Source organism: Actinacidiphila rubida, from assembly GCF_900110255.1.
In the GTDB taxonomy this organism is placed as follows: domain Bacteria; phylum Actinomycetota; class Actinomycetes; order Streptomycetales; family Streptomycetaceae; genus Actinacidiphila; species Actinacidiphila rubida.
Window position 1 is genome coordinate 42,897 of the sequence record NZ_FODD01000016.1, and the last position, 11,147, is coordinate 54,043.

Annotated in this window: 11 protein-coding genes; 2 read left to right on the forward strand and 9 right to left on the reverse strand. The window is 73.2% G+C overall.

All coding sequences use genetic code 11. The features are described from left to right. Positions 1–4: 4 nt before the first annotated feature. The gene (locus BMW99_RS17240; protein ID WP_245791502.1) at positions 5–2,587 is read right to left on the reverse strand and encodes a glycoside hydrolase family 9 protein; all 2,583 of its coding nucleotides are present in this window, start codon (positions 2,585–2,587) and stop codon (positions 5–7) included. A 311-nt stretch (positions 2,588–2,898) separates the two neighbouring features. Here BMW99_RS17240 and BMW99_RS17245 point away from each other — a divergent pair, with 311 nt between their 5' ends. Continuing rightward, positions 2,899–3,360: a VOC family protein gene (locus BMW99_RS17245; protein WP_069465978.1), complete on the forward strand. Its 462-nt coding sequence runs from the start codon at positions 2,899–2,901 to the stop codon at positions 3,358–3,360. A 21-nt stretch (positions 3,361–3,381) separates the two neighbouring features. Here BMW99_RS17245 and BMW99_RS17250 read toward each other — a convergent pair whose 3' ends face one another. The 5 genes from BMW99_RS17250 to BMW99_RS17270 form a co-directional block, all read right to left on the reverse strand. Then, positions 3,382–4,809 (reverse strand): C39 family peptidase, encoded by a 1,428-nt coding sequence (locus BMW99_RS17250; RefSeq protein ID WP_218108476.1) that lies wholly within the window; start codon positions 4,807–4,809, stop codon positions 3,382–3,384. Positions 4,810–5,044: 235 nt separating this feature from the next. After that, positions 5,045–5,455, reverse strand: coding sequence for a VOC family protein (locus BMW99_RS17255; RefSeq protein WP_069465982.1), 411 nt, complete (start codon positions 5,453–5,455; stop codon positions 5,045–5,047). A 5-nt stretch (positions 5,456–5,460) separates the two neighbouring features. Next, the gene (locus BMW99_RS17260) at positions 5,461–5,934 is read right to left on the reverse strand and encodes a helix-turn-helix domain-containing protein (RefSeq protein WP_069465979.1); all 474 of its coding nucleotides are present in this window, start codon (positions 5,932–5,934) and stop codon (positions 5,461–5,463) included. Positions 5,935–6,027: 93 nt separating this feature from the next. Continuing rightward, positions 6,028–6,642, reverse strand: a complete 615-nt coding sequence (locus BMW99_RS17265) for a VOC family protein (RefSeq protein WP_069465983.1) — start codon at positions 6,640–6,642, stop codon at positions 6,028–6,030. 180 nt (positions 6,643–6,822) lie between these two features. Next, positions 6,823–7,380 carry a TetR family transcriptional regulator gene (locus BMW99_RS17270; protein ID WP_069465984.1) on the reverse strand — a complete coding sequence of 186 codons (558 nt, stop codon included), beginning with the start codon at positions 7,378–7,380 and terminating at the stop codon, positions 6,823–6,825. A 137-nt stretch (positions 7,381–7,517) separates the two neighbouring features. Between BMW99_RS17270 and BMW99_RS17275 the strand changes: the two genes are divergently transcribed. Next, positions 7,518–8,417, forward strand: coding sequence for an SDR family oxidoreductase (locus BMW99_RS17275; RefSeq protein ID WP_075017085.1), 900 nt, complete (start codon positions 7,518–7,520; stop codon positions 8,415–8,417). Positions 8,418–8,546: 129 nt separating this feature from the next. On the opposite strand, the gene BMW99_RS17280 is transcribed toward BMW99_RS17275, so the two are convergent. Genes BMW99_RS17280 through BMW99_RS17290 form a run of 3 tightly spaced genes read right to left on the reverse strand, consistent with a single transcriptional unit; the run spans position 8,547 to position 11,013 of the window. Continuing rightward, positions 8,547–9,263 carry a CE1759 family FMN reductase gene (locus BMW99_RS17280; RefSeq protein ID WP_075017086.1) on the reverse strand — a complete coding sequence of 239 codons (717 nt, stop codon included), beginning with the start codon at positions 9,261–9,263 and terminating at the stop codon, positions 8,547–8,549. Then, entirely contained in the window at positions 9,260–9,823 is a 564-nt protein-coding gene (locus tag BMW99_RS17285; RefSeq protein WP_075017087.1) for a MarR family winged helix-turn-helix transcriptional regulator, read from the reverse strand. Before BMW99_RS17285 ends, BMW99_RS17280 begins: the two co-directional genes overlap by 4 nt. A gap of 2 nt (positions 9,824–9,825) precedes the next feature. After that, positions 9,826–11,013: a CE1758 family FMN-dependent luciferase-like monooxygenase gene (locus BMW99_RS17290; protein ID WP_075017088.1), complete on the reverse strand. Its 1,188-nt coding sequence runs from the start codon at positions 11,011–11,013 to the stop codon at positions 9,826–9,828. Positions 11,014–11,147 lie beyond the last annotated feature (134 nt).

Genomic DNA, 11,147 nt, shown 5'->3' on the forward strand with positions numbered 1-11,147 from the left:
GGGGTCAAGCGGTGGTGCAGGGAGTGCCGTTGAGGCTGACGTCGTGCGGGGGCGCGTTGCTGGAGGTGTAGGTGGCGGTCAGGCCGATGTCGGCGGTCGCGCCGGCGGCCAGCGCCGCGTTCCAGCCCGCGTCGTGCGCGGTGACCTGCTGACCCGACTGGGTGACGGTGGCGTTCCAGGCGTTGGCGATGTGCTGGTCGCCGCCGAAGGTCCAGATGACCGTCCAGCCGTCGAGGGCGGCCGAGCCGGTGTCGACGACCTTCACGTCGGCCTGGAAACCGCCGGACCACTGGTTGGTGACGGAGTACGTCACCGTGCAGGCCGCGCCGGGCGGAGGCGTCCCCGTCCCGCCGCTGGTGCCGCCGCCCGAACTCCCGCCGCCGGCACCCGACGTGGTGCCCGCGGACGTCCCGCCGGTCGTGCCCGCGCTCGTCCCCGCGCTCGTCCCGGCCGTGGTGCCGCCGGTCGTCCCCGCGGTCGTTCCCGCCGTGGTGCCGCCGGACACCGAACTCCCGCCGTCGGCCGGAGTGTTGCCCCACACCTGCGTCGTGCCGTCGTACAGGACCACGTGGTCGTCGGTCACCGGAGTGGCGCCGGACGTGGCCGGCACACCGGCGAACGACCAGTCGCCCGAGGGGTTGTGGGCGCCCGGGAACGCGAGGCGGAACTGCACCTCCCGGTGGAACGCGGACTGGCCCGCGGGCGCGATGTCCTGACCCTCGCAGCTGACCGTCACGTAGTAGACGCTGCCGGCGTACTGCGTCGGCCCGCCCGGCGCCGAGCACTGGTTGTACGGCGAGCTGAGGGCCACCTGCGCGGGGCTGGTGCCGGGGTCCAGGGTGAAGTACCAGCGGAACGAGCCGTGCAGCAGGTGCCGGGCCGGCCAGCCCGAGGTGTTCACCACCTGCGCCTTGATCTCGTAGAAGTTCGCGCCCGAGGTGTTCAGCGCCGCCTGCACGTACTCCTCCGGGCCGTCCGGCGCCTCCTTCGGCGGGAAGTTCGCCCGCGGCGTGCCGCCGTACTGGGCGGTCAGCGCCGCCAGCGCGCCGGAGAAGCCCGCGTTGTAGTCCAGCGCGCCCTCGGTCTCACCGTAGTTGGAGCGTTCGTCTGAGAAGCCGTCGTCGGCGGAGCCCGGTCCGCCGACGAGCAGCCCGTAGTCGAGATGGCGGGTGGCCGCCGGGTCGGTCATCGACTGGTCCCACGAGCCGTGCGCGGTGCGGTTGTGCGGATTCTGCGGCCACGCGGTGCTGGTGCCGGAGTTGGTGAAGCCGATCTCGTAGCTCTCGTGGCGCGGGTTGTCGCCGAGGATGTAGCCGATCTGCCGCACCCCGAAGTCGTGGTACGTCTGCGCCTTGGCGGCGTCCCTGCCCTGTCCGGTCAGCCAGGACGAGAACTGCAGTGCCGCGTAGGCGGTGTCGGCGGAGTACCGCAGTGAGCCCCAGGTGTCGAGGAACGCCTCGCCGCCCGGCGAGTAGGCGACCTTCTGGCCGTTGACGCCGGTCGTCCACCAGTCGAGCCACCGCTCGGCGTCGTCCACGTACACCTGCTTGCCGGTGAGTTCGGCCAGCAGCACGTAGTCGCCGTAGGTCTTGTCGTCCCACGCCAGCGTCCAGTTGTACTCCGGCGTCGTGGTCTGCTGCGCCTTCGGCAGCTGCGCGTAGTACGTCTCGGCCTTCGACAGGTACGAGCTGTCATCCGTGGCGCGGTACAACCAGAGCGCGCCCCACACCAGTTCGTCCCAGTAGCCGCTCCAGGAGTTGTAGTAGCCCTGAGCGCCCGTGATGCACTTGTCGTACGTGCCGCGGTAGGTGTCCGCGAAGGTGTAGAGCTGTTCGGCGTTGGTGAGCAGTTCGGCGGCGTACGACGGGTCGTCCGACGAGAAGACCATGCTGGAGGACGCGAGGGCGGCCGCCGCCTCACCGGCGAGGTCGGAGCCGGGGCAGGAGGCGTCGATCTTGTAGGCGGGCCGTGGCTCGGGGTTGACCTCGGCCGGCCCCCAGAACGCGTGGTCGCTGCTGCCGTCGCCGACCTGGCCGTAGAGCACGTTCGGCGACGGGTGCGCCTTGAGCAGCCAGTCGTCCCCCCAGCGCAGGTTGCGCTGCAGGAAGGACTTCTGGCCCGCGGCGGCGTAGCCGGACGCCTCGTCGATGCCGCCCCAGCCCAGCATGGTCATCGAGAACGCCATGGGGAAGCCGAACTTCACCTCGTCGCCGGCGTCGTGGTAGCCGCCGGTGAGGTCCAGGCCGGCGTCCTTGCCGTCGGAGAGGTCCGAGTCGCCGCGCCAGCCGACGCGGTTGTCGGCGGGAAGGGCTCCCGAGCGCTGCGACTCGTAGAAGAGCATCGAGTCCTGCAGGGCTTCGGCGTAGTCGAACGATCCCGCGGCGGCCGCGGCGGGCCGCGCCGCGTCGGCGCGGGCGGCGCCGAGGGCCGCGGGACCGGCCAGGGGGAGCAGCGCGGCGACGGCGGCCGCCACGACGGTGCGGCCGAGTGGTCCGCGGCGGTGCGGCGGGCCGGACGGCCGCGGTGGGCGCGACGGGCGGGGGCGCCGCGACAGGCGGTGGCGGAAGGGTGTGCGGATGGTGGACACGCGTCCTCCTGGGAGAACGAGGAGTGGGGGGATGAGCCACCGGCCCGGCTGCGACGTCAACAGCCCCGCCGGCGGGCGGAGAGGGAGCCGTGTACGTGATGGGAGCGCTCCCACATGCTGACCCCCGCGCCCGACCCCGTCAAGGCACCCGCACGCCCCGGGCCGGAACACCCGCGTGCCGCGACATGCCGCACGGCCTCCCGCGCCTGCGGACGGAATTCGTCCGGTACGGATGCCAAGGTGACCCCCAGGGACGGAGCGCCGCGCGACCTCCCTCCGCACCCGCATGCCGCCGCGAACGGAGCCAACCGATGAGCCGTGAGTTCCAGGTCACCTTCGACGCCCACGACCCGCGGGCCCTGTCCGGGTTCTGGCGGGACGTGCTGGGGTACGAGCACCCCGCCCCGCCCGGGGCCGACCTGCCGGAAGGGGCTGACCCGCTGGCCGCGTGGGATGTGTTCCTCGCCGAGATGGGCGTTCCGGAGGCGCGGCGCAACACGCGTTCGGCCATCGAGGACCCCGACGGGCGCGGCCCGCGGCTGTTCTTCCAGCAGGTGCCGGAGGACAAGACGGTCAAGAACCGCGTGCACCTCGACATCCGCGCGGCCCCCGGACTGGCCGGCGAGGAGCGCATGCCGGCCCTGGAGGCGGAGTGCGCGCGCCTCGTCGCGCTCGGCGCCACCCGGGTGCGGCGCCACGAGCCCGAACCGGCGCTGGACCAGGGCCACATCGTCATGCGTGACCCCGAGGGCAACGAGTTCTGCCTCGACTGAGGGCGCGCGGCCGCTCCGCCGCTACCAGGTGGGGTTCGCCGGGTCGGGGACCGGCGGCAGCGCCTTGTCGTGCGGGGTGATGACGTAGGCGACCCCGCCCGAGCCGTGGCCCGTCGTGCCGTCCGCCCGCGTCCAGTAGGTGCGCAGCCAGATGTTCTCCAGCTGGGACCGCGCGTAGACGTGGCGGACCTGGGCGTCGCTCGCCGAGAAGGGGTCGTTGACGATGAAGTCGCCGCTCGCGGTGAAGCCGACGACCACCATCAGGTGGCCCGCGGTGCCGTAACCGGAGCCGGTCAGCTCGCCGTTGTCGAAGGCCACCGACAGTGCCACCGGGATCCCGGCGGCGACCAGTTGCTCGACGTCGTCGGCACTGCGCAGCTGCACGACCTCGGCGTCCAGGCCGAAGTGGGAGGCGTAGCCGGCGTTGAACGGCCAGTTGCCGGTGCCCTGGTAGCGGTAGTCGTAGGTCTCGCGGGCCGCGTAGTCGACGCTGGGGTCGGCATACGAGGGGTCGACCCAGGACATGTCGGCGGCCGTCGGGCCCGCGCCCCAGAACTCGTCGATCATCTCGTTGGAGGTGGGGCTGCACCAGGCGTCGCCGCCACCGCCGTACTTCTTGTACTCGCCCGCGTGGATCTGCTGCGAGTACCGGGGCACGGCGAGTTCGACGCCCTCGGCGCCGCCGGGCGCACTGACCGGGACGGAGGACCGGGCGGGGACGGCGGAGGCGAAGGCGGCGACCTGCCACACCCGCGGTGTCGCGGTTGAGCCGGCGAGGCGGTACAGCGTCGCGCGCAGTTGGTAGGCGTGGACGGTGTGGCTGCCGGACGCGGTGAACGTGTCCGTGTCGACCCCGCCGTAGGGGGCGGCGCTCGGGCTGACGGACGTCCGGGCGATGTCGTTGTCCAGCGCGGCCCAGTGGCCCATGTCCAGCCACCCGGTCTGGACGCCGTCCTCCATCGTCGCGTTCAGCTCGACCTTCAGCCAGGTACCCGCGGGCGTCTGGGCGTTCCATGAGGCGACCACTTCGGTGGCGCCGAACGCCGGCGCGTGCACCGGCGAGGTCCAGGTGGCGTACCCGTACGTCTTCGTGGTGTGGAGGTACGCGTCCTTGTAGGCGAGGGACCCGACCGTGCCGGAGATGTCGATGCCGGCGCGGTCGCCGGGCAGGTCCTCGACGCCGTTGGCGGTGCCGGAGGCGAAGTCGTCCGGGGTGGTCCACTTGTGGAAGTCGACGCGGCTCGCGGCGGCGGCCGCGGCGCCCGCGGCGGACGGGGCCGGGGTGTGCGCGGCCGCGCCGGCCGGCCGGCCCGCACGCGTGCCGTTTCCTGTGGCGGTCGCGGGCGCCGCGCCGGCCGCCAGCCCGGCGACGGACAGCACGAGCGCCGCGGCTGCGCGGGCCGCGCGGCGAGGCGGGCGCAGGGCGGACATCACGGTGTGCACGCTCATGCGCGAGCCTCCACGGACACGGCCGGGCCGGACGGCCCCGCTTCTGCCGGAGCAGGGTGCCAGTGCCCCTGCCGCACGTCAATACCGCCTGTCCGCAGGCCACTTGGGGGCGCCGCGCGGTACACGGAGATCCGTGCGGGACAGCTGTCCGGTGCGGGGCCCGGCGCCGGCACCACCCGGCCGCGCCCGGCGGCGCCGGCGGCGCCGGCGGGCCGGGGCCGCCGGGCGGCTCGTTTCAGGACAGCTCCTGGATGCGGACCAGGTTGCCCGCCGGGTCGCGGAACGCGCAGTCCCGGATGCCGTACGGCTGCTGTGTCGGCTCCTGGACGACCTCGGTGTCACCGGCCTGGACGCGCGCGAACGTGCCGTCGAGGTCCTTGGTGGCCAGCAGGATCCACCCGTAGGTGCCCTTGGCCATCATCTCGGCGACGGTGCGCCGCTCCGCTTCGGTGATCCCCGGGTCCGCGGCCGGCGGCGCGAGCAGCAGGGAGGTGCTGGGCTGTCCGGCGGGGCCGACGGTGATCCAGCGCATCTTGCCGGACCCCACGTCGCTGCGGACCTCGAAGCCGAGGACGTCGCGGTAGAAGACGAGCGAGGCGTCCGGGTCGTCGTGGGGGAGCACGCTGGCGTGAATGGTGATGTCCATGGCGTTCACGCTAGCCGCGGCTCAGGCAGGCGCGCTTCTCGATTCCTGACCGGCCCCGGCACCTGCCCGGCATCGTCCGGTGGCAGGTCCGCGCCGCCGCGCGCTGCCTGCCTCCGGTAGACGCCGGGCGGCACGCCGACCACGGCGGTGAAGCGCGCGCCGAACGTCTCCGGTGACGGACAACCCACGGCGGAGCGGATCTCGGCGACGCCGGGGGCGCCGGGGCCGCCGCGGCACAGGATCGCCACGGCGCGCTCGATCCGCCGGGCCGTCAGATAGCCGTGGGGCGCCTGGCCGTAGGCCAGCAGGAACTGGCGGCTGAGGAGCCCGGCCGGCATGCGGACGCCGCGGGCCAGCGCCTCGACGTCCAGGGGGAGTGCGTACTCCCGGTCCAGCCGGTCCCGCACGCGGCGCAGCCGCGCGAGGTCCTCCAGGTGCCGGGCGAACGTGAGCGCCTCTTTGAGGGCGGGGTGGCACACCGTACGGGTCCTTTCGGCGGAGCGATCGGGCGGACACCGGGCGCCGCGGCGCCCGGCCGGCACGGCTGGTGAGTGCGGTCGGCCCCGCGGGCGTCAGCCCTCCGCCGTCTCCCACGCGAACCCGTCAGGGTCGGTGAACGGCCCGGCCCCGGCGCCGATCGCGAGCCGGTGCGCGCCGCTGCCCTCGGGGGAGACGCCCGCGTCCTTGGCGAGCGCCTTGCGCCCGTACAGGCCCAGCCCCACCGGGCTGCCGGGAAGCGCGAACTCGACGTACTTGCGGCCGTAGCTCTTCGCCACGGTGAGGCCGTGCTCGACGTAGAACTTCTTGCTGGCCGCCACGTCCTCGGCGCCGAGCAGCAGCACCATCTTGTCGAACTGCCGGGTGTCGGGACCGGTGTCCTTCTTCTCGGAGGAGGCGACCTTCCAGATCGACCCGTCGGGGGCCTGGACGACGCCGCCGTAGCCCCACAGGGACTTGGCGACGGGCTTGAGCGCGGTGGCGCCCGCGGCGAGCGCGGCGTCGACGAAGCCGTTGACGGTGGACGGCTGCGACACGACGAGCGACACGGTGAAGCCGCGGAAGCCCGACGTCGGGGCCTCGGCCGCGCGCAGGCGCACCTGCTTGTCCAGGCCCAGGGCGGAGGCGTAGAAGTCGGCGGCGGCCTCGGTGTCGGCCACTTCGAGGGTGATGAAGTCGATGGAGTTCATGTCCTTCACGCTAGCCAGCGGCCCGGGGCGGAGGCTTCTCGAATCCTGACCGTCCTGACCGTCCTGGCCGTCCTGGCCGTCGTGACCGTTCAGGGCTTCCTGCGCGCCCGGGCCGCCGAGCCCCACCTGCCCGTGGTCGCGGGTCCTCGCCGCGACCGGTACCGGCGGGGCCCGCCGGACTCAGATGAGGGCGCGCAGTGACGTCGCGGTCCGCCCTATGCAGACGTCGAAACCGGGCGGGTCCTCCGCCGTGATCCAGGAGGCGAAGGCGACGTGGAAGACCGACACCGCGCTGTGGGCGGCGAGGCTCGCGGCCGGCTCGGCCACCCCGCGGGAGCGCAGCGCCTCGGCCGTCGACTCGGTCATCGCCGCGAGCTTGAGCAGTTCGCGCTCCTGCAGGCTCGGGTCGGCGGCGACGATCCTGGCGCGGCGCACCGCGAACTCCCGGCGCTCCTGCAGCAGCCCGCCGCCCGCGGCCATTCCGGCCAGCGCGGCCTCCAGCGCGGTCAGCTCGCCGGGGGCGGCCAGGATCGCGTCGTGCACGGTGTGCTGCAGGGTCGCGGAGCCGTCGAAGAGGACCTCGCGCTTGTCGGCGAAGTGCCGGAAGAAGGTGCGTTCGGTGACGCCGGCGCTCGCGGCGATGTCACCGGCGGTGGTCTGCTCGAAGCCGCGCTCGGTGAACAGGTCCAACGCGGCGCGGATCATCCGCCCCTTCGCATCCGGCTCCCAGCGACCCATGGCCATGAGTGTAGCCATGGCAGTCGCTGACATCAATGTGCTACGGTCGATGTCAGTCACTGTCATACGCGGTTCATGGTGCGTGCCGGTCGCAGGCCGGGGTCGCGGGCCATGGCAACGCAGGAAGGACGTCCGTCATGCATGTCTTCGTCACCGGAGCCTCCGGCTGGATCGGCTCGGCGGTCACCGACGAGCTCCTCGCCAACGGCCACAAGGTCACCGGCCTCGTCCGCACCGACGAGGCGGCCGCCGCCCTCGAGGTGAAGGGCGCCACCCCGCTCCGCGGGAACCTCGACGACGTCGACGGCCTCGCTGCCGCCGCCGCGGCCTCCGACGGGGTGATCCACCTGGCCTTCAAGCACGACTTCACCGACTACGCGGGCGCCGGGCGCAGCGAGAACGCCGCGGTGCGGCGCATGCTGGACGCGCTCGACGGCAGCGGCCGGCCGTTCCTGCTCGCGTCCGGCCTCGCCTCGGGCGCCGTCGGCCGTCCGGCAACGGAGGACGACGCCTCGCCCTTCCACGGCGCGGACTCCATGCGCGGCGGCAGCGAGAATCTCGCGCTGTCCTACGCCGAACGGGGCGTACGCCCGGTGGCGCTGCGCTTCTCGCCCACCGTCCACGGCATGGGCGACCACGGCTTCACCGCTCAGCTGGCCCGGATCGCCAAGGAGAAGGGCTTCGCCGGCTACATCGGGGACGGGGCGACGCGGTGGGCCGCCGTGCACCGCTCGGACGCCGCGCGGCTGGTCCGGCTCGCCCTGGAGAAGTCCGCCCCCGGCTCGCGGGTGCACGCCGTCGCCGAGACCGGCATCCCGAGCCGCGACATCGCGGCCGCCCTCGGCGCGTCCCTGGGCGTGCCGACGGCCTCGGTCGCGCCGGACGAGGCCGAGGCGCACTTCGGCTGGATCGGCCGCTTCTTCGGCATGGACGTCACCGCGTCGAGCGACCGCACCCGCGAACTGCTCGGCTGGGCGCCGACCGGCCCGACGCTGCTGGAGGACATCGCGGCCGGCGCGTACGCCCTGGGCGGCTGACAGCACTGACGGTGCCGATCGCGCTGACGGCTACCGACGGCGGCCGGCACGGCCACCGCGCGGCCGCCCCGACGGCAGCGTGGTCAACGGGCCGAGCCGTCGCTGACCACGGGCCCGTCGGGTGCGCGCTCACAGCTTCCCGCCGGCCGCCAGCCGCATCAGGTCCGTGGAGAAGTCCACGTCGTCGGCGGTGCGTTCGGCGCGGGTCGCGGTGCCGCCGAACCGGTGGTCGTAGCCGTTCCACGCGGTGTCGGCGATGGCGCTGCCGACGCCGCTGCGCAGCAGCAGGACGAGTTCGGTGGCGGCGCGCGCGATCCGCTCGCCCAACTCGCTGTGACCCCAGTCCTCCGGCGCCGCGAACAGGGAGGTGGGCGCGGGGATCGCGCGCAGGAACGCGAACAGCGGGCGCATCTGCTCGTCGACGACCATCGAGTGCCGGGCCGTGCCCGCGGTCGCGGCGAGCACCACCGGCTTGGCGATGATCAGGTCGTTGTCGAGCAGGTCCGCGAAGGACTTGAACAGCCCGCTGACACCCGCCTTGTACACCGGCGTGCTGACGATCAGCCCGTCGGCGGCGGCGAGCCGTTCGAAGGCGTTCCGCAGCCGGTCGCTGGGGAAGCCGGACACGATCGCCTGCGCGATGTCGACGGCGAGCGGGCCGAGTTCGACGGTGCCGACGGTCGCCGAGCCGCCGGAGGCGCGTATCAGGTCGACGGCCTTCTGCGCCGTGCGGTCGGCGAGCAGCCGGCTCGACGAGGGGTCGCTGACGCCGGCGCTGACGACGACGAGGCGCACGGCCTGCTCCGGCCCGGCGGCGTCGTGCGGCTGGACGGTTGCCACGGTCATGGCGTGTTCCCTTTCTCCACGTGGTCCGCGTCCTCGTCGGGGACGTGGGTCTTCTTCTGCGCCGCCGGCTTCCGCGTGCGTCCCCGGGCCTGCGCGGCCCGGGCGGCGGCCCGCTCGTTCCGGGCCGAGGCGAGCAGGCCGCTGCTCAGGTCGCGCAGCACCGCCAGGTCGCCGGGGTCCAGCGCCCGGTTCATCGTCTCGGCCACATGGCGGGCCACCGCCGCGCCGACCCGCTGCTGGGCGGCCAGGCCGTCGGGCGTGAGGCGGATCCGGGACGCCCGCGCGTCGTCCGGGTCGTCCCCCCGCTCGACGAGTCCGCGGGCCTCCAGTCTGATCACCAGCCGGGACATGCCCGGCTGGGTGATCAGCAGGGCGTCGTCGCGCAGTTCGCTGATCCGCAGCCCGTGCGGCGCGTTGGACAGCGCGTGCAGCACGCCGTACTCCAGCGGCAGCAGGTCGCCCCAGATGTCGGCCTCGGTGAGCTCGTGCGCCAGGAGGGCCTGGGCGCGGCTGAGCGCCTCCCACGCCTCGTTCGCCAGGCGGATGTTGCGTGCGGCCACCGTCACACGACCTGCGGGAAGCGGGCCTCGGCGTCCGGGTCGCTGTCCTGGTACGGCGAGGCACCGGACAGGTTGTCGCCGCGGTTCGGGTTCGGGCGCGGCTGGCGCGGTTCCGCGTCACCGTACTTCGCCCGCACCAGGTCGGAGTGCGTGGGCGCCTCGGGCACGTCCGGGGCACGCAGACTCGCGGTCTCCTTGCGCAGTACCGGCACCACCTCGGTGCCGAGCAGCTCGATCTGCTCCAGCGCCATCTCCACCGGCAGGGCCATGCTGTCGACCGCGAACATCTGCCGCTGGTAGTCGCCGAAGCCCTCGCGGAACGTCAGCGTCTTGTCGATGACCTCCTGCGGGCTGCCGACGGTGAGCGGCGTGCCCGCCATGTAGTCGTCGAGCGAGCTGCCGCGGAAGATCGGATACGACTCGAAGTACGGCCGGAACGTCTTCACCGCGTCCTGGGAGCGGCGGGCGATGAACGCCTGCCCGCCCAGTCCGACGATGGCCTGCTCCCTGGTGCCGTGCCCGTAGTGCTCGAAGCGCGACCGGTAGAAGTCCACCAGCGGTTTGAAGTGCAGGTTGGGCGCCAGGATGTGGTTGGCGAAGTACCCGTTGCCGTAGTACGCGGCCTGCTCGGCGATCTCCGGCGTGCGGATGGAGCCGTGCCAGACGAACGGGGGCACGTCGTCCAGCGGCCGCGGGGTCGAGGTGAAACCCTGCAGCGGCGTACGGAAGGTGCCCTCCCAGTCCACCACGTCCTCGCGCCACAGCCGGTGCAGCAGGTTGTAGTTCTCCAGCGCCAGGGCCACGCCCTGCCGGATGTCCTTGCCGAACCACGGGTAGACCGGCACCGTGTTGCCGCGCCCCACCATGAGGTCGAGCCGGCCCTTGGCCACGTGCTGGAGCATGGCGTACTCCTCGGCGATCCGCACCGGGTCGTTCGTGGTCACCAGGGTGACCGAGGTGCTGAGGATGATCCGCCGCGTCAGCGCCGCGATGTGCCCCAGCAGGGTGGTGGGGGAGGACGGCACGAACGGCGGGTTGTGGTGCTCGCCGAGGGCGAAGACGTCCAGGCCCACCTCGTCGGCCTTCTGCGCGATGCGCACGATGTTGCCGATGCGCTCCGCCTCGCTCTGGGTGTAGCCGGTGACGGGGTCGGGCGCGATGTCGCCGACCGTGAAGATTCCGAACTGCATGATGTGCGCCTCTCTCGCTCGCAGCGATCGTTACCCCAGCCATAACAACATGACTGAGCATGTATTCCGCGCTGCCGGAGACGCCGGCGCCCGGCGGTGGCGCGGAGGTGCGGAAGCCCGGTGGCCGGATCGGA